Genomic DNA, 17,545 nt, shown 5'->3' with positions numbered 1-17,545 from the left:
TCGGAGTTTTCTCTAACCTACGGCTACGCCCCTTTGGCGTGTTGCTGGATGTTGCTCCTATGGATTCATTCTCGCGCTTGTCTTGCCTACTGTGCGTCGGCCTTTGCCTTGCGCCCTTCACGGCGGTGCGGGCCGCCGATTGCAATCAGTATGAGCCTGCGGACGCCAATCTCAGTGGCACTCTGACGCGTCAGGTCTTTCCTGGCCCTCCAGGTTTCGAAGACGTCGTCACCGGCGATGAGCCGCAGGTAGGCTTTTATCTCTCGCTGTCAGAACCACTGTGCATGCAGGGCAACGAAAACGAGGCCGAGATCCACGTCGAAGATAACGAAACGTTGGTGCAACTGGTCCTGCAGCCTACCGATTACGACAACCTGCGCCCCTACCTCGACCAGCCCGTCGTGCTCAAAGGCACTCTTTTCGGTGCCGTCACCGGTTTTCACCACACTCAGGTGCTGATGCAACAGGTGCAACTGGTGAGCGGCATGGCCGGAGCACCGGTCGACTGCGAGCTGCTGAACCAAAAGGTCGGTATGCACGAGGAAACCTACAACCCTTCGCTGCAAGGCAAGATTATCGCAGGCAACGCCTGGATCTATCAGGCGCCTAACCCGACCTGTACGAGTAAGCGCGAATTTCTGGCGCAGGGCACGTCGGTCAGCGTGACGTCAATCGCAAACGGAGGCTGGGTGCGCGCCGAGTACGCCGGCGACGGAGGAAGACCACAGTCGGTCTGGCTTGATCAGGCGCAGGTGGTTCTGGGGTTGGGTGGGACGGATGAGTAAAAAACGAGCGCAAGTCGGGTAAGGAATTAGGGCTACAGGTTGTAGGGTGCTTCTGAGAATTTCAAAACGGCACAATTCGGTCTGATTCAACCTGTGCGTGTGGCTACCATGAGGGTACTTCTGGATCGACAAGTAAGATCGAAATGAGCGAGCACCAACAGCGGGAATGGAAGGTTGCATGGCGTGATGAATATCTGAAATGGATATGTGGTTTTGCCAACGCGGACGGTGGTGTGTTGGAGATCGGCCGCAGCGACGAGGGAAATCCCGTCGGTATTCCTGACTCCGCAAGATTGTTGAAGGAGATACCCAACAAAGTTCGAGATGTTCTGGGCATCATGGTTGACGTCAATCTCCAGCAAATCGGCGGGAAGTCTTTGTTGGAGATCGTTGTACCGGCCTATCCTTCCCCCGTTAGCTACAAAGGCGAGTATCACTATCGTAGCGGCAGTACGAAACAAGAGTTGAGGGGGGCCGCGCTGTCGCATTTTCTTTTGCGCAAACAGGGTCTGCATTGGGATGGTCTTGCTCTTCCGGGGCTAAGCGCGAGTGAATGCCTGCCAGCTGCCCTGCAGAGGTTTCGGCTTAAAGCAATCAGAAGCGGGCGCATTGGTGAGGCTGTCCTTGAAGATAGCGATGCGGCTTTGATGGCAAACCTCCTGCTTGAAGAAGGGCCCTATCTAAAGCGCGCCGCTGCACTACTTTTTTGTGCCGAGCCCGAGCGGTTTATACCCGGCGCGTACATAAAGATCGGTTTTTTTGTCGGTCATGAGGATCTGCGATACCAGGATGAGATTCGTGGCGATCTCTTTTCCCAAGTGGAAAACGCGATAGATCTTTTAACCAGTAAATACCTGAAAGCGAACATCTGCTACGAAGGCGTTCAACGTGTGGAGCAGTTCTCGTTTCCCCTGCAGGCTCTGCGCGAGGCTCTGCTTAATGCGGTGATCCACAAAGACTACGCCAGCGGCATTGCCATACAGATAAGCGTCTATGAGAAGCAGATCGTGATCTGGAATCCTGGGCAATTACCGGATCGCTGGACTCAAGCCCAGTTGTTCGCCAAACACCCCTCTTACCCATTCAACCCTCTTTTGGCATCTGTGTTTTTTCGAGCCGGTTACGTTGAGTCGTGGGGGCGGGGTATAGAGACAATTCTCAGTGAATGCCGTAAAAGAGGTATTCCTTCGCCACTGTTCGATACCAGCATGTCAGGCGTAATGCTAACTTTTCGGGTGAAAGCTGACCACGCTACTACCCAAGAAACTACCCAAGAAACTACCCAAGAAACTACCCAAGAAATTCTACAGGGAAGCTCGCGAACACAAATACTGGTACTGCTCCGCCGGCACCCGGAATTGAACGGACGCCAAATCGCAGGGCTCTTGGGTCTCAGCATAGATGGCGTGAAATTTCATCTGAACAGGCTGAGGCGTGATGGTCTGATACGGCACATCGGACCCACGAAGGGGGGCCACTGGGAGGTGCTGGAGTGATGACGCCGACAACTTCTCGCCGGCAGCAGGGAAATCCATTTTGAAGGGTCCGTCCATCGAGTAGCGACTGAAGGTTTCCCCGAATTCGCGCGCCCACAAAAAAGCCCGCACATCGGCGTAATGCTGTTCACTTAAGCGGAGCAGCCTTGCGGTCTACCGGAAATCGGGTTTTTGAAATTTTCCCCGTCCTTGGTCTCGAAGGCCTCGGGCGGTGATCCAGAAACATTCCCCCAACACCCGCTCGTAGCTCCGCCAGCCGCCTTCCCGTCGCTAGAAATCGGGTTGGCCGCCGCCATCACGATCAACTGAACAGCAATGTACTGACAAGCGGGTTTGAACCGAATGTCCGATGGCGCTCGGCCAAAAGCGACAGCCGCCTGGCTCGCCTCCCGTCGAATCATGTTGTAAGCCAACAGCAAGCCCCAGACTTCCTGATAAACCAAGTCGATCTTCTTGCTGCGCAAGGTCATTGCGTTCTGCTGCATCGAACTTTTGATATCTCTGAAACCCAGCTCGATTTCCCAACGCTCCTGATAAAGCTTGGCAACGGCGTTGGTGCTGTAGGTGGCTGCCGGCAGCGATGTCATGATCGTTTTCAGCTTGCCCTGAATCTCGTAACTGACCTCTCGAACTTCCCAATGCGTCGGCAAATCCGGGTTTCGCTTTCTTGCCTGCGCCGACACTTTCATTCGTACCAAACGGTCGTTTTTGCCATAGCGAACCACTTCTTCGCTGACCAGGTTCTTACGTGCCGGGGTCAGCCAATGGCGACTAATCCCCTGACCACTCAGGCGAAGCATCAGATCGGCACTCCAGAAACCCTTGTCGAACAGGGTGACCGACTGGTTGGGTATCTGCTCTAGAAACTCATCAGCCAAACGCATTTCGCTACGTCGATAGGGGCTCAGTTGCGCATCCAGGATCACATGCGAACGTACATTCATCAGCGCCACCAGACGCAGCATTGGAAAAGGGGTCTGGCGTTCGGTCGGTGTATTTCCAGAGCCGAAATGATCGCGAAGCTCGGGCGTATCCGGGGTACGCAGCAGCGCTCCGTCCACGGCAAAGACCTGCAACCCCTGCCACGAATCATCGCGGTAGCGCTCCCCGCCCCATTGGTTGCCTGTCTTGCGAAACAGCCATTCGACGGGATCCGAGCCGAGGCGTTTGCGGGCTTCGGTCACGCCGCTACGCGCAAGTAAGTGGTCTGTTGCCAAGCCTTGAGCGCAGATATTGAGTCGCCTGGCGACCTCGTGCACAGGCTCGTCGCGGAACAGCGCCATACCCAATACTAGCCAGAGCACTTGGTCTGCCGGCAGGCGGCGACGCCTGATAGTGGCCTGGCTGGAGAGTTCCAAAGCCGAGGCTACCCATTCAATGGGGATATTTTGAGTGAACGTACTCAGGTCTGAAAAGTTGAAGAGGTCGCCGAGGTCGAGCAGGTGCTGTTGAACAGACATAAAAAATCCGATGCCAAGTATCTGGCATCGGATTTTCTAAGAACCCCTGCTGTGGTTCAAATGCTTAAGTGAACAGCATTACGCACATCGGCGGGCTTCTTTATGTCTGGCAGATTCTCAGAACGTATTGCACGGCCTGAAATCAAAAATGGCGCACCTGGCGGGATTCGAACCCACGACCCCTGCCTTCGGAGGGCAGTACTCTATCCAGCTGAGCTACAGGTGCAACGCGGGCGCCATGATACTCATCTGGCCTGCGTGCGTCCATGCTGGCGAGTGACTGTTGTCAATTTCACACGTTTCCGGATGTTGGAGGATGCGTTGACCTGAAATTTTCGCCAATGCGACAGCGTGCGTTCTTTTTTTCGAACGGACTATTGTCCTTTACCCCTGTTGTCCCTAGGATTCGTTTGAGATTTCAAACGCTCCCGTTCGGTCACCCGCGCTTTTCGCGACCCGTGCGTGCGGGGCCCGGCGAATGTTTTCCTGACGGCAGCCTCGGCTGAGGCGCCCTTTGAATAATCAATAATTCGCTCCGCCTTGCGCGGTGCTGTTTAGGAGGCCGACATGCAGCTCAAAGATTCGAAGTTGTTCCGCCAACAGGCGTACATCAATGGCGCCTGGGCCGATGCCGACAGCGGCCAGACCATCAAGGTCAACAACCCGTCCAACAACGAGACTCTTGGCACCGTTCCTAAAATGGGCGCTGCCGAAACCCGCCGTGCCATCGAAGCTGCCGACAAGGCCCTTCCAGCATGGCGTGCGCTGACCGCCAAAGAACGTGGCGGCAAGCTGCGTCGCTGGTTTGAACTGATGATCGAAAACCAGGACGACCTCGGTCGCCTGATGACCTTGGAGCAGGGCAAGCCGCTGGCCGAAGCCAAGGGCGAAATCGCTTACGCCGCCTCCTTCATCGAGTGGTTCTCTGAAGAAGCCAAGCGCATCTATGGCGACGTGATTCCGGGCCATCAGCCGGACAAGCGCCTGATCGTGCTGAAGCAGCCAATCGGCGTGACTGCGGCGATCACCCCATGGAACTTCCCGGCCGCGATGATCACCCGCAAAGCTGGCCCGGCGCTGGCTGCCGGTTGCACCATGGTCCTCAAGCCTGCTTCGCAAACGCCTTACTCCGCTCTGGCGCTGGCTGAACTGGCTGAGCGCGCAGGCATCCCGGCTGGCGTGTTCAGCGTGGTGACTGGCAGCGCCGGCGACATCGGCAGCGAGCTGACCAGTAACCCCATCGTGCGCAAATTGTCCTTTACCGGCTCGACTGAAATCGGTCGCCAGTTGATGGCTGAGTGCGCCCACGACATCAAGAAAGTCTCGCTGGAGCTGGGCGGCAACGCGCCGTTCATCGTGTTCGACGACGCGGATCTGGATAAGGCCGTCGAAGGCGCGATCATCTCCAAGTACCGCAACAACGGTCAGACCTGCGTCTGCGCCAACCGCATCTACGTACAGGATTCGGTCTACGACGCTTTCGCCGAGAAGCTCAAAGCGGCAGTCGCGAAGTTGAAAGTCGGTGACGGCATGACTGAAGGCACCACCACTGGCCCGCTGATCGACGAAAAAGCAGTCGCCAAGGTCAAAGAACACATCGCTGACGCCCTGAGCAAAGGCGCGAAAGTGCTGAGCGGTGGCAACAGCATGGAAGGCAACTTCTTCGAACCGACTATTCTGGTTAACGTGTCGAAAGACGCGGCCGTGGCCAAGGAAGAAACGTTCGGCCCGCTGGCGCCTCTGTTCCGCTTCAAAGATGAAGCCGAAGTGATTGCCATGGCCAACGACACCGAGTTCGGTCTGGCGTCGTATTTCTACGCACAGAACATGAGCCGCGTGTTCCGCGTTGCCGAGGCCCTGGAGTACGGCATGGTGGGCATCAACACCGGCCTGATCTCTAACGAAGTCGCGCCGTTCGGCGGTGTGAAGGCTTCGGGTCTGGGTCGTGAAGGTTCGAAATACGGCATCGAAGACTATCTGGAAATCAAATACCTCTGCCTCAGCGTATAAGGCAGCGATATTCAACCTGCGGGGCGCGAGAGCGACGTTCCGCCGGTTTTTGCAGCACCAAAACCCATTTGGTGGCCGGGAGGCCGCGCCAGTCGATCATCGTATGCTGGCGCTGTTGACCCCCGCCGCTTGATCCTTGAACCACGCCGCCCGATGAGCGGTGAATGAGGAAATCATGAGCAAAACAAACGCATCCTTGATGAAACGCCGCGAAGCCGCTGTCCCGCGTGGCGTTGGTCAGATTCACCCGATCTTCGCCGAGTCCGCGAAGAACGCTACCGTTACCGACGTCGAAGGTCGCGAGTTCATCGACTTCGCTGGCGGCATCGCGGTACTGAACACCGGTCACCTGCACCCGAAAATCGTCGCCGCCGTGCAAGAACAGCTGACCAAGCTGACTCACACCTGCTTCCAGGTGCTGGCTTACGAGCCTTACGTTGAGCTGTGCGAAAAAATCAACGCCAAGGTCCCGGGCAACTTCGACAAGAAAACCCTGCTGGTCACCACCGGTTCCGAAGCTGTCGAGAACGCCGTGAAGATCGCTCGCGCCGCCACTGGCCGTGCGGGTGTGATCGCGTTCACCGGCGCTTATCACGGCCGTACCATGATGACCCTGGGTCTGACCGGTAAAGTCGTGCCTTACTCGGCCGGCATGGGCCTGATGCCAGGCGGCATCTTCCGCGCCCTGTACCCGAACGAGCTGCACGGTGTGAGCGTTGACGACTCCATCGCCAGCATCGAGCGCATCTTCAAGAACGACGCCGAGCCAAAAGACATCGCCGCGATCATCATCGAGCCGGTGCAGGGCGAGGGTGGTTTCTACGTGGCGCCGAAAGCGTTCATGGCTCGCCTGCGCGAACTGTGCGACAAGCACGGCATCCTGCTGATCGCTGACGAAGTGCAGACTGGCGCTGGCCGCACCGGCACCTTCTTCGCCATGGAACAGATGGGCGTCACTGCCGACCTGACCACCTTCGCCAAATCCATCGCTGGCGGTTTCCCGCTGGCCGGTGTCTGCGGCAAGGCCGAATACATGGACGCCATCGCTCCAGGCGGTCTGGGCGGCACCTACGCCGGTAGCCCGATTGCTTGCGCAGCGGCCCTGGCCGTGATGGAAGTGTTCGAAGAAGAGCATCTGCTGGACCGCTGCAAGGCTGTGGGCGAGCGTCTGGTCACTGGTCTGCGCGCCATCCAGGCCAAGCACCCGGTCATCGGCGAAGTCCGTGCCCTGGGCGCGATGATCGCTCTGGAGTGCTTCGAAAACGGCGACACCCACAAGCCGAACGCCGCAGCAGTCGCGCAAGTGGTGGCCAAGGCTCGCGACAAGGGTCTGATCCTGCTGTCCTGCGGCACCTACGGCAACGTGCTGCGCGTGCTGGTTCCGCTGACCTCGCCAGACGAGCAACTGGACAAGGGCCTGAAGATCATCGAAGAGTGCTTCGCCGAAATCGCCTGATGTCGGCGGGTCACGATTGATCAAAATGTGACCAGTTCGTCAGAAAAAACCTGCTTCGGCAGGTTTTTTCGTTTATTGACGCCAGAAAATTCGCTTTTAGCCTGTCTCCCGCGTCGCTCTTTGACTAATGTACGAAGACTGATGCCGGAGAGTCATGATGACCGTTGTAGAGGCGCCTGCTGTTCCTCGTGTGTTGATTGCCGAATCAGATCCCTGGGCTCGCGAGATGCTCAGCGAACTGGTGCTGGATGTGCGTTGCGATGCAAAACTGGAAGTGTGCCCGGACGGCAAGCAGGCTGTGGAACTCATGCGCGGGTTCATTCCCGACCTGGTGATCGCCTCCCGAGAGTTGCCCGGGGTCGATGGACTCAGTCTGTTGCGCGGTGTGCGCATGCTCAAACGCCAGCCTCCCGTGCGTTTCATCCTCCTCAGCAACCGCAACGACAGTGCCAGTGTGCGCGAGGCCGTGCAGTTGGCGCCGACTGCGTATCTGACCAAACCCCTGAACATCGACAACCTGCGCCAGCGCCTTGTGACGCTGCTCTCGCCGGACGGCGCGCAAATAGCCTGCGCGGTGCCAGCGCTGGCACCGGGAGTCGGGCTGGACGCCTTTCTGGATAAGCGCCGTGAACTGGCGGATGGCGGGCCGTTGTTCGTCGATGTGAGGGACGTCCTCGTGCGCAGTCGCGGGTCAGCTGGCGTCGATCTGAAAAAACTCGAGCAGGAATTGATCAACGATCCTCACGTCACGGCGGTTTTGATTGCGGCGGCCAACAGCGCCTCACAGCATCAGGGCAAACCGCAGCAGACACTCGCACAGGCGCTTACCGTATTGGGCGCGACGCAAAGCGCCAACCTGGTCCAGGGGCTTGCCCTCAAACGCGGTGCGATGCTGACCGACCCCTCGCTGATTCTTCAAGCCAGTCAGATCTGGGACGTATCGAGGCGCACGGCGGGGTATGCACGGATTCTCGCGCGCACGCTGGATCTGGATCACGAGCGCTGTTACTGCGCAGGCTTGCTCAGGGGGTTGGGTGATCTGTCGGTGATCCGCTGTCTGCAGGAGTGGCTGCAGGCGGGCGGCACGCTGGATGAGGCGATCATTGCCCACTCGCTCGAACAATATGCGGCTGCGTTCGGCTCGGCGCTGCGAACTCGCTGGCGCCTGCCCTTGGAGCTGCGTGAGCTGATCGCGGCGGTCTATCAGTACAACACCGGGGTGTACACCCGCGAAGTGCTGGCGATGAATCTCGCCGGGCAGATGGGACGGCTGGGGGAGGAAGACCCGCTGGAGGCACTGGCCAAAAGCAAATCGGCGCGGCTGCTGAAGGTCAATGCATCGGATCTGGAGCGGGTCAGAAACAAGCTGGTGGCTTAGTTCTTGGACGATTGATGAACCGATCTCTGTGGCAGCACGGCTAGCCGGCGGTGGCGGTCGGGAAATCGCTACCGCCGGCAAGCCGGACTGCTACAGGACGCTTGTCGCCGATCAGATTTCCGGGGGCTGGGTTCACACCAACACGATCTGATTCTTGCCCTGTCGCTTGGCCTGGTACATCGCCGCGTCAGCGCGGGCGAAGAGGGCTTCGAGGCTCTGGTCGTCCTGGCCGAGGTTGGTCAGTCCCTGGCTTGCAGTGATGCCGAACGTCTTGTCGTCACGCTGGAAAGTCAGACGCTGAATCTCGCGTTGCAGGCGCTCGGCGATCTGCTTGGCCATTTCCGGCGCGCACCCCGGAAACACTGCCGCGAACTCTTCACCGCCAATCCGTCCGAACAGATCGCCACGGCGCAGTGTCTTTCGCCCGCATTCGGCGATCCGTTGCAGCACCACGTCACCTTCCTGGTGGCCATAGGTGTCGTTGACCAGTTTGAAATCATCGACGTCCAGCAACAGGAAAGCCATCGGCGTGCCTTGCAGACGCGCCTGTTCGAATTCACGCTGAGCGCATTCGAAGAAGTGCCGACGGTTGCTGCTCTGGGTCAGCACGTCTGTGGTGGCCAGGCGTTGCAGTTCGTCTTCGAGCTGTTTCTTTTCGGTGATGTCTTCGGCGATGCCGACCACGATCAGGCGCTGACCATGCTCGGCCTGATGGCTGACGAAGCACTTGTCGCTCAACCAGCGCACCTGGCCGTCGGCGCGAATGATGCGGTACTCGCGGTCTTCGATGGAGCCTTTTTCCAGCACTTCACTGAGGCTGCGCTCGGCGTAATCGAGGTCATCCGGATAGATGCTGTCGCGCCACTCGTTATAGTCGGCCAAGAGCAGACCGGCCGAACGACCGAAAATGCGTTCGTAGGCGGGGCTGACGTAGATCATGCGTTGGGTTTGCCAGTCGAACGCCCAAAGCACGGCGTTGACGCTGACCAGCAACGAACTGAACAGTTGTTCGCGTTCGCTCAAACGGGCGACTTCAGCCTGGGCGTGCATCAGCGCCAGCAATGTCTCTGCTGCTGCCGGAATCGCGGGGGAGGATGTCGGATTATCCATGAGCACTGCATCTCGAAATAAGGTGCGGCGCACAGCCACAACGTTTCACACAGCATAGTGCGAAGGTGCTAATGAGATTGGAGTAGTGGCACTAAGTTCCGACAGGCGCACATTCAAGCGAATGTGCGCCGATCAACGGCGTCAGCCGTGGTGAGGGCGTAGCGAGTAGGTTTTAAGCTGGTCGGCAAAGTCGCGCAGGGACTGGATGCCACTGGCTTCGGCTTCGTGTACCCAATCCTTGATGGCCGCGAGCATGTCGTGGCCGTTGCTGCTGGTCTTCGCCCAGATCTGTTGCAGTGCCAGACGCTTTTCATAGATGACTTTGAGGGCCTGGCTGTGCTCCAGCATGTTCTGAATGCGCACCTGATGCTTGTCATCCAGCAGGCTGGTTTCCCGCGACAGCAGACGTTTGGCGCGGCGGAACTGATGACGCACAGAGGCGTCGGCCTTGGCCAGTTCCTGAGCCACCAGTGGTGCGATCACCAGCTTGCGGTACTGAGCCATGATCTGGAAGCGGTTGTTGAGGATCGCCATGGCGGTGTCCATGTCCACATGGCCCTTGCCCTCGACGCGATGGGCAATCGGCGCGACTCGTTGCACCTTGGCCAGACGCAGCCAGGTGAACAGCTTGATCCACGCCCAGCCCATGTCGAACTCCCAGCGCTTGACCGACAGCTTGGCCGAGTTGGGGTAGGTGTGGTGGTTGTTGTGCAGTTCTTCGCCGCCGATCAGGATGCCCCACGGGACCAGATTGGTCGCGGCGTCCCGGCATTCGAAGTTGCGATAGCCGATCGCATGGCCCAGCCCGTTGACCACGCCGGCAGCCCACACCGGAATCCACATCATCTGGATGGCCCAGACGGTGATGCCGATGACGCCGAACAGGGCCAGATCGAGCACGCCCATGATCATCACGCCCAGACGCGGGTAGCGCGAGTACAGGTTGCGCTCGATCCAGTCTTCCGGGCAGTTCTTGCCGTAGATGCGCAGCGTCTCAGGGTTTTCGGCTTCGGCGCGGTACAGCTCGGCGCCTTTGCGCAGTACGGTGGACAAACCCTTGATGACCGGGCTGTGCGGGTCATCGACGGTTTCGCATTTGGCGTGATGCTTGCGGTGGATAGCGGTCCACTCGCGGGTGTTCTGCGCCGTGGTCAGCCACAGCCAGAAACGGAAAAAGTGCTTGAGCCCGGCGTTGAGTTCCAGCGAGCGGTGAGCTGAATAGCGATGGAGATAGACCGTGACGCTGACGATGGTGACATGTGTCATCGCCAGGGTGACTGCGACCAATTGCCAGACGGAAAGGTCGAGCAGACCGTTGTTCCACATAGGCTGAGTTGCCCTCGGTTGTAACGTGAACAGGTAGGAAGGTTACTTTTTGTACAGATTCGTTGAAGCAGCGCGCATTATCACTTAGCCACCAGATAAAACCAGTCGCTGTTTTAGATAAGCGTCGCAGGATGTTTCTTACTTTATAATCCCGTCCTTTCGTAAGGTTTTTACTTTTCTATGTCGACTATCACCCGCGATGCGCTGAAAACCGCACTGTTGTATGGGCTTCTGTCGATTTTCTGGCTGGTGGTCTGCGACTACCTGCTGCCCCTGTTGATCGCTGATTCGGGTCAGTTGGCACATGCTCAACTGATGAGCGGTTATGTGTGGCTGGCGCTCAGCGCGCTGGCGATATATTTGGCCCGTTCTCAACTGCTGGCATTCATGGGCGTCAAAGCCAACGCCCGACGTGATCAGGATATGCAACATCTGCGCCTGGCCGCTGCGGTGTTCGACAGCACGCTTGAAGGCGTGCTGGTCACTGATGCCAACGGCGTAATCGTTCACGTCAATCGGGCATTCATGGAAATCACCGGTTACCAGCAGGATGAGGTGCTGGGCATGCGGCCGAGCAAGTTCAAATCCGGGCGCCATGGTCCAGACTTCTATGAGCGCATGTACAAAACGATTCTCAGCGCGGGGCAGTGGAGCGGCGAGATCTGGAACCGGCGCAAGAACGGCGAAATCTACCCGCAGTGGCAAAGCATCCGTTCCATCAAGGATGACAAGGGCGCGATCACCCATTTTGCCGCGGTCTTTTCCGATATCTCTTCGATCAAGCGTTCCGAACGTGAGCTGGCGCACTTGGCCCATTACGACGCGCTCACGGGCTTGCCCAACCGTTTATTGTTCTCCGACCGCGCCGAGCAGGCACAGACCCATGCCCGCCGCAACAAACAGACGCTGGCGTTGCTGGTGATCGATCTCGACCACTTCCAGCACATCAACGACAGCCTGGGCCATGCCGTGGGCGACCAAGTCCTCAAGGCCGTCACTGAGCGGCTGACCGCTCTGTTGGAGAACGGCGTAACACTGGCGCGCCTTGGCGGTGACGAGTTCGCCGTACTTATCGAAAACCCGCAGCAAGCCATGCAGGCCGCCGAGCTTGCGCAAGGCCTGCTGGACGGTTTGCGTGAGCCGTTCGTGCTCGACAATCAATCGCTGTTTCTTACGGCAAGCATCGGCATCAGCCTGTTCCCCAACGACGCGTTGAGTGCCGAGCAGCTGCTGCGTAATGCCGATGCGGCGTTATTCCACGCCAAGAGCCAGGGCCGTGAAAGCTATGCCTTGTACACCGAACAGCTGACAGCCCACGCCCAGCGCCGTGTTGAACTGACCGGCGAATTGCGTCGCGCCATCGCGCAGAACGAACTGCGGGTGTTCTATCAGCCGATCCATAACCTGCTTACTCGTCGAATCGAAGGCGTTGAGGCCCTTGTGCGGTGGCAGCACCCGCAGCGCGGCATGGTCTCGCCGGGCGAGTTCATTCCGGTCGCCGAGCAGAGCGGTCTCATTGCCGATCTCGACAACTGGGTGTTGACCCAGGCTTGCCGACAGATGTGCCAATGGCTCAATGAGGGCGTACAGCTGTCGTTCGTTGCGGTCAACGTCTCCAGTCGCCTGTTCAGCCGTGGCGATCTCGATCACCGCGTTGCCCGAGTCCTTGCCGAGACGGGACTGGCACCTGGGTATCTGGAGCTGGAAGTGACCGAAAGCGCGGTCATGGATGACCCCGAGCAGGCCATCGAACAGATGCACCGTTTGCGTGAGTTGGGGCTGAAACTTTCCATCGATGATTTCGGCACCGGCTATTCATCGTTGCTACGGCTCAAGCGCATGCCGGTGCAGAAGCTCAAGATCGATCAGGGGTTTGTCGCGGGCTTGCCGGAAGATGAGGACGACATCGCGATCGTCACGGCAATCATCGCGCTGGCCCAGGCCATGGGCATGCGGGTATTGGCCGAAGGCATCGAGCAGGCGGATCAGGCGCATTTCCTGCTGCAGAAACAGTGCGAGCTGGGGCAGGGCTACTGGTTTGCCCGACCAATGCCCGCCGAGCAGATCGACTGGCAGCATGCGCCAGTGTTTGCGCCGGTTTAGCCGCACCTCCCCACCCTTTGTAGCAGCATGGCTTGCCAGCCTTGACGGGCCCACGATCGCTACCGTTGGCAAGCCACGGTGCTACAGATCGTATTCAACCTAAGCCCGAAACCTGCCAAATTCTTTTTGGTTATATCTGCATTCTTAAATAGTATTTTTAAGAATAACCCCGCCTCTCTAATATCGCTCCCACGCCACAAGCAGCCGCCTTTCCCACGCCGCTGCGGGCAACCCCTTCAAGGAGCACGATCATGAGCGCATCTCTACGTAGCGTTGACGGCCAGGACGAAGCAAGCATTCTGCGAGAAATTCAGAGCGCTTTGCGTGACCTGCGTTTTGGCGCGGTTGAAATCACTGTGCACAACGCACAAGTGGTGCAGATCGAACGCAAAGAAAAATTCCGTTTGCAGAACCCGGGCAAACAGCAGGGTTGAGTAGCGCCTCACCTGCGAACTCTCGCGACACCCAAAATCAAAACTAGAAAAAAGCCAACAACACACAAAATTCCAGGAGCTTGATTCATGTCCATTCGTCGTTACGCGCTGGCAGCTCTCGCCAGCGCCGTGTTTGCCGGATCCGCCGTCGCCAAGGATTACGAACTGCTCAACGTGTCGTACGACCCGACACGCGAGTTGTACCAGGATTACAACGCCGAGTTCGTCAACTTCTGGAAGAAATCCCATCCGGACGACAAGGTCGAGATCAAGCAATCCCACGGCGGCTCGGGCAAACAGGGGCGTTCGGTCATCGACGGCCTGCGTGCCGACGTCGTAACGCTGGCACTGGCCGGCGACATCGACGAAATCGCCAAGCTGGGCAAAACCCTGCCGGAAGACTGGCAAACCCGTCTGCCGGATGCGAGCACGCCTTACACCTCGACCATCGTGTTCCTGGTGCGCAAGGGCAACCCTAAAGGCATCAAGGACTGGGGCGATCTGATCAAGAAAGACGTCTCCGTCATCACCCCGAACCCGAAAACCTCCGGCGGTGCGCGCTGGAACTTCCTCGCCGCCTACGGCTACGGGCTGAAAACCGGCGGCAGTGAAGCCAAGGCCAACGAATACGTGAAAGAGCTGTTCAAGCACGTGCCTGTGCTGGATACCGGTGCGCGTGGTTCGACTATCACCTTCGTCAACAACGGTCAGGGCGATGTGCTGCTGGCGTGGGAAAACGAAGCGTTCCTGGCATTGAAAGAAGACGGCGGCGCGGACAAGTTCGACATCGTCGTACCTTCGCTGTCGATTCTGGCTGAGCCTCCTGTCGCGGTCGTCGACAAGAACGCCGAGAAAAAGGGCAACACCGAAATCGCTACCGAGTACCTGAAACACCTGTACAGCAAGGAAGGGCAGGAAATCGCGGCGAAGAACTTCTATCGTCCTCGCAACGCCGAAGTGGCCGCCAAGTACGAGAAGCAGTTCCCTAAACTGAACCTTTTGACCATCGACAAGGATTTCGGTGGCTGGAAGTCTGCACAGCCTAAATTCTTCAATGATGGCGGTGTGTTCGACCAGATTTATCAGGCGCAGTAATCTGTACGGCCCAAGGGTATTCCTGAGGCCGTTACGTCCAGACCGTAGCAGTCCGGCTTGCCGGCGGAGCAGATCCTGAGGGCGCCACCGCCGGCAAGTCATGCTGTTACAGAGGGCTTGGCTGAATCAAATAGACCCGGATTCGTTTCCGGGTCACGTGTGTTAACCAAGGACACTTATGTCGCGACGCATCTCCCCCGTCATACCCGGCTTCGGGCTGACGCTGGGTTACACCCTGGTGTACCTCAGTCTGATTGTGTTGATTCCCCTGGCGGCGATGTTCGTTCACGCCGCGCAACTGACCTGGGATCAGTTCTGGACCATCGTTACCGCACCCCGCGTGCTGGCGGCCTTGAAACTGAGCTTTGGCACCGCGTTCTATGCGGCCATCATCAACGGCATCATCGGCACTCTGCTGGCCTGGGTTCTGGTGCGCTACACCTTTCCGGGACGCAAGATCATCGACGCGATGATCGATCTGCCGTTCGCTTTGCCAACCGCTGTTGCCGGTATCGCGCTCACCGCGCTCTACACGCCGACAGGTCTGGTCGGGCAGTTCGCCGCTGACCTGGGCTTCAAGATCGCCTACACGCCGCTGGGCATCACCCTGGCGCTGACGTTCGTCACGCTGCCGTTCGTGGTGCGCACGGTTCAACCGGTTCTGGCGGACATCCCCCGTGAAGTCGAGGAAGCCGCAGCCTGTCTCGGTGCCCGGCCCATTCAGGTATTCCGCTACATTCTGGTGCCTGCGTTGTTGCCCGCCTGGCTGACCGGTTTTGCCCTGGCGTTTGCCCGTGGCGTCGGCGAGTACGGCTCGGTGATTTTCATCGCCGGCAACATGCCGATGAAGACCGAAATCCTGCCGCTGCTGATCATGGTGAAGCTCGACCAGTACGACTACACCGGCGCCACTGCCATCGGCGTGATGATGCTGGTGGTGTCCTTCATCCTGTTGCTGCTGATCAACCTGCTGCAGCGGCGCATCGAAACCCCTAACTGAGGAGGCGCACTATGTCCGGTCCATCGCTCATCGCTGCATCCTCCGCCAACGCCGCCCGGCGTGGCAGTGCGGTTTCGCGGCGCATTCTGATCGGCCTCGGCTGGTTGGTGTTTATCCTGTTTCTGCTGTTGCCGTTGTTCATTGTGGTGTCCCAGGGCCTGAAGTCGGGGCTCGGCGCGTTCTTCACGGCGATCTTCGAGCCTGACGCCCTGTCGGCCCTGAAGCTGACCGTGATCGCCGTACTGATTTCAGTGCCGCTCAATCTGGTGTTCGGGGTCAGCGCTGCCTGGTGCGTGAGCAAGTACTCCTTCCGTGGCAAAAGCTTTCTGGTGACCTTGATCGACCTGCCGTTTTCGGTCTCGCCGGTCATTGCCGGTCTGGTCTATGTGTTGATGTTCGGCGCCCAAGGCTTGTTTGGCCCATGGCTGCAGGATCACGACATCCAGATCGTCTTCGCCCTGCCGGGTATCGTGCTGGCGACCATCTTCGTGACCGTACCCTTCGTGGCCCGGGAGCTGATTCCGCTGATGCAGGAGCAAGGCACGCAGGAAGAGGAAGCCGCACGCTTGCTGGGCGCCAACGGCTGGCAGATGTTCTGGCATGTGACCGTGCCGAACATCAAATGGGGTCTGATCTACGGCGTGGTGCTGTGTACCGCACGGGCCATGGGTGAATTCGGCGCCGTGTCGGTGGTTTCCGGCCATATTCGCGGCGTGACCAACACCTTGCCGCTGCATGTCGAGATTCTCTACAACGAGTACAACCACGTGGCTGCATTTGCCGTGGCGAGCCTGTTATTGATCCTTGCGCTGTTCATCCTGCTGCTCAAGCAGTGGAGCGAAGCGCGCATTAGCCGTCTGCGCCAAAGCGCGGCGGAGGAATAATTCATGTCGATCGAAGTCCGTAACGTCAGCAAGAACTTCAACGCCTTCAAGGCCCTCAACAGCATCAATCTGGATATCCAGAGTGGCGAGCTGGTGGCTTTGCTGGGCCCGTCCGGCTGTGGCAAGACCACGCTGCTGCGCATCATTGCCGGGCTGGAAACGCCGGACCAGGGCAGCATCGTGTTCCACGGCGAAGACGTCTCCGAACACGACGTGCGTGATCGCAACGTCGGTTTCGTGTTCCAGCACTACGCGCTGTTTCGCCACATGACGGTGTTCGACAACGTCGCGTTCGGCCTGCGCATGAAGCCGAAGAACCAGCGCCCGAGCGAAAGTCAGATTGCCGCCAAGGTTCATGAGCTGCTGAACATGGTGCAACTGGACTGGCTGAGCGATCGCTACCCGGAGCAGCTGTCCGGTGGTCAACGCCAGCGTATTGCCCTTGCGCGCGCACTTGCGGTGGAACCCAAGGTTTTGCTGCTGGATGAGCCGTTTGGCGCGCTGGATGCCAAGGTGCGTAAAGAGCTGCGCCGCTGGTTGGCGCGTCTGCACGAAGACATCAACCTCACTTCCGTGTTCGTGACCCACGACCAGGAAGAGGCCATGGAAGTCGCCGACCGCATCGTGGTGATGAACAAGGGCGTGATCGAGCAGATCGGCTCTCCGGGCGAGGTCTACGAGAATCCGGCCAGCGATTTCGTCTATCACTTCCTTGGCGACTCCAACCGCCTGCACCTGGGCGAAGACAACCATGTGTTGTTCCGCCCGCACGAAGTGTCGCTGTCGCGTCATGAAGTGGAAGGCCACCACGCCGCTGAAGTCCGCGATATCCGCCCGCTGGGCGCGACCACCCGCGTGACGCTCAAGGTCGAAGGCCAGCCGGATCTGATCGAAGCCGAGGTGGTGAAGGACCACGACAGCCTGATCGGCCTGGCGCGGGGCGAGACGTTGTTCTTCAAGCCGAAGGTGTGGCAGAAGATCGCGAATATCTGATAGATACGCCCTGAC

At 58.7% G+C, this 17,545-nt stretch carries 13 protein-coding genes, 1 tRNA gene and 1 pseudogene; 11 read left to right on the top strand and 4 right to left on the bottom strand.

Going from position 1 to position 17,545, the window contains the following annotated elements:
* Nucleotides 1–59 precede the first annotated feature (59 nt).
* Both BWR59_RS08565 and BWR59_RS08560 read left to right on the top strand, forming a co-directional pair.
* Nucleotides 60–785: a DUF4431 domain-containing protein gene (locus BWR59_RS08565; protein ID WP_081565200.1), complete on the top strand. Its 726-nt coding sequence runs from the start codon at nucleotides 60–62 to the stop codon at nucleotides 783–785.
* A 143-nt stretch (nucleotides 786–928) separates the two neighbouring features.
* A complete protein-coding gene (locus BWR59_RS08560) occupies nucleotides 929–2,281 on the top strand; it encodes an ATP-binding protein (protein ID WP_081565199.1) in 1,353 nt (450 codons plus the stop codon).
* Between the two features lie 127 nt (nucleotides 2,282–2,408).
* Here BWR59_RS08560 and BWR59_RS08555 read toward each other — a convergent pair.
* A pseudogene (locus tag BWR59_RS08555) lies at nucleotides 2,409–3,741 on the bottom strand (IS4 family transposase).
* Between the two features lie 149 nt (nucleotides 3,742–3,890).
* A tRNA-Arg gene (locus BWR59_RS08550) sits at nucleotides 3,891–3,967 on the bottom strand.
* A 341-nt stretch (nucleotides 3,968–4,308) separates the two neighbouring features.
* Between BWR59_RS08550 and gabD the strand changes: the two genes are divergently transcribed.
* The 3 genes from gabD (at nucleotide 4,309) to BWR59_RS08535 (ending at nucleotide 8,585) form a co-directional block, all read left to right on the top strand.
* The gene (gabD, locus tag BWR59_RS08545) at nucleotides 4,309–5,751 is read left to right on the top strand and encodes an NADP-dependent succinate-semialdehyde dehydrogenase (protein WP_081565198.1); all 1,443 of its coding nucleotides are present in this window, start codon (nucleotides 4,309–4,311) and stop codon (nucleotides 5,749–5,751) included.
* A 175-nt stretch (nucleotides 5,752–5,926) separates the two neighbouring features.
* Entirely contained in the window at nucleotides 5,927–7,207 is a 1,281-nt protein-coding gene (gabT, locus tag BWR59_RS08540; RefSeq protein ID WP_081565197.1) for a 4-aminobutyrate--2-oxoglutarate transaminase, read from the top strand.
* Nucleotides 7,208–7,361: 154 nt separating this feature from the next.
* A complete protein-coding gene (locus tag BWR59_RS08535; RefSeq protein WP_230981978.1) occupies nucleotides 7,362–8,585 on the top strand; it encodes an HDOD domain-containing protein in 1,224 nt (407 codons plus the stop codon).
* 132 nt (nucleotides 8,586–8,717) lie between these two features.
* Here the strand turns inward: BWR59_RS08535 and BWR59_RS08530 are convergent, their stop codons facing one another.
* Together BWR59_RS08530 and desA are read right to left on the bottom strand one after the other, a co-directional pair.
* Complete coding sequence (locus tag BWR59_RS08530) at nucleotides 8,718–9,695, bottom strand: sensor domain-containing diguanylate cyclase (protein WP_143490795.1); 978 nt, start codon at nucleotides 9,693–9,695, stop codon at nucleotides 8,718–8,720.
* Between the two features lie 141 nt (nucleotides 9,696–9,836).
* Nucleotides 9,837–11,021, bottom strand: a complete 1,185-nt coding sequence (desA, locus tag BWR59_RS08525; RefSeq protein WP_081565195.1) for a delta-9 fatty acid desaturase DesA — start codon at nucleotides 11,019–11,021, stop codon at nucleotides 9,837–9,839.
* Between the two features lie 180 nt (nucleotides 11,022–11,201).
* Between desA and dibA the strand changes: the two genes are divergently transcribed.
* The 6 genes from dibA (at nucleotide 11,202) to BWR59_RS08495 (ending at nucleotide 17,530) form a co-directional block, all read left to right on the top strand.
* Nucleotides 11,202–13,124 (top strand): phosphodiesterase DibA, encoded by a 1,923-nt coding sequence (dibA, locus tag BWR59_RS08520; protein ID WP_081565194.1) that lies wholly within the window; start codon nucleotides 11,202–11,204, stop codon nucleotides 13,122–13,124.
* 251 nt (nucleotides 13,125–13,375) lie between these two features.
* The gene (gene oscA, locus BWR59_RS08515; protein WP_081565193.1) at nucleotides 13,376–13,558 is read left to right on the top strand and encodes a sulfur starvation response protein OscA; all 183 of its coding nucleotides are present in this window, start codon (nucleotides 13,376–13,378) and stop codon (nucleotides 13,556–13,558) included.
* A gap of 87 nt (nucleotides 13,559–13,645) precedes the next feature.
* Nucleotides 13,646–14,653 carry a sulfate ABC transporter substrate-binding protein gene (locus BWR59_RS08510; RefSeq protein WP_081565192.1) on the top strand — a complete coding sequence of 336 codons (1,008 nt, stop codon included), beginning with the start codon at nucleotides 13,646–13,648 and terminating at the stop codon, nucleotides 14,651–14,653.
* Nucleotides 14,654–14,831: 178 nt separating this feature from the next.
* Complete coding sequence (gene cysT, locus BWR59_RS08505; RefSeq protein ID WP_081565191.1) at nucleotides 14,832–15,653, top strand: sulfate ABC transporter permease subunit CysT; 822 nt, start codon at nucleotides 14,832–14,834, stop codon at nucleotides 15,651–15,653.
* An 11-nt stretch (nucleotides 15,654–15,664) separates the two neighbouring features.
* A complete protein-coding gene (gene cysW / locus BWR59_RS08500; RefSeq protein ID WP_081565190.1) occupies nucleotides 15,665–16,537 on the top strand; it encodes a sulfate ABC transporter permease subunit CysW in 873 nt (290 codons plus the stop codon).
* Between the two features lie 3 nt (nucleotides 16,538–16,540).
* Nucleotides 16,541–17,530: a sulfate ABC transporter ATP-binding protein gene (locus tag BWR59_RS08495; protein ID WP_081565189.1), complete on the top strand. Its 990-nt coding sequence runs from the start codon at nucleotides 16,541–16,543 to the stop codon at nucleotides 17,528–17,530.
* Nucleotides 17,531–17,545: the final 15 nt, after the last annotated feature.

The sequence above is a fragment of the Pseudomonas sp. Bc-h genome (genome assembly GCF_002080045.1).
In the GTDB taxonomy this organism is placed as follows: Bacteria; Pseudomonadota; Gammaproteobacteria; order Pseudomonadales; family Pseudomonadaceae; genus Aquipseudomonas.
Note: the sequence above shows the minus strand (reverse complement) of the source record. Positions and strands in the feature narration are given on the sequence as shown.

Bases quoted from the DNA above. Each gene is read 5' to 3' on its own strand.
- BWR59_RS08565 (WP_081565200.1), top strand. From the start codon at position 60: ATGGATTCATTCTCGCGCTTGTCTTGCCTACTGTGCGTCGGCCTTTGC.
- BWR59_RS08560 (WP_081565199.1), top strand. From the start codon at position 929: ATGAGCGAGCACCAACAGCGGGAATGGAAGGTTGCATGGCGTGATGAA.
- gabD (WP_081565198.1), top strand. From the start codon at position 4,309: ATGCAGCTCAAAGATTCGAAGTTGTTCCGCCAACAGGCGTACATCAAT.
- gabT (WP_081565197.1), top strand. From the start codon at position 5,927: ATGAGCAAAACAAACGCATCCTTGATGAAACGCCGCGAAGCCGCTGTC.
- BWR59_RS08535 (WP_230981978.1), top strand. From the start codon at position 7,362: ATGATGACCGTTGTAGAGGCGCCTGCTGTTCCTCGTGTGTTGATTGCC.
- BWR59_RS08530 (WP_143490795.1), bottom strand. From the start codon at position 9,695: ATGGATAATCCGACATCCTCCCCCGCGATTCCGGCAGCAGCAGAGACA.
- desA (WP_081565195.1), bottom strand. From the start codon at position 11,021: ATGTGGAACAACGGTCTGCTCGACCTTTCCGTCTGGCAATTGGTCGCA.
- dibA (WP_081565194.1), top strand. From the start codon at position 11,202: ATGTCGACTATCACCCGCGATGCGCTGAAAACCGCACTGTTGTATGGG.
- oscA (WP_081565193.1), top strand. From the start codon at position 13,376: ATGAGCGCATCTCTACGTAGCGTTGACGGCCAGGACGAAGCAAGCATT.
- BWR59_RS08510 (WP_081565192.1), top strand. From the start codon at position 13,646: ATGTCCATTCGTCGTTACGCGCTGGCAGCTCTCGCCAGCGCCGTGTTT.
- cysT (WP_081565191.1), top strand. From the start codon at position 14,832: ATGTCGCGACGCATCTCCCCCGTCATACCCGGCTTCGGGCTGACGCTG.
- cysW (WP_081565190.1), top strand. From the start codon at position 15,665: ATGTCCGGTCCATCGCTCATCGCTGCATCCTCCGCCAACGCCGCCCGG.
- BWR59_RS08495 (WP_081565189.1), top strand. From the start codon at position 16,541: ATGTCGATCGAAGTCCGTAACGTCAGCAAGAACTTCAACGCCTTCAAG.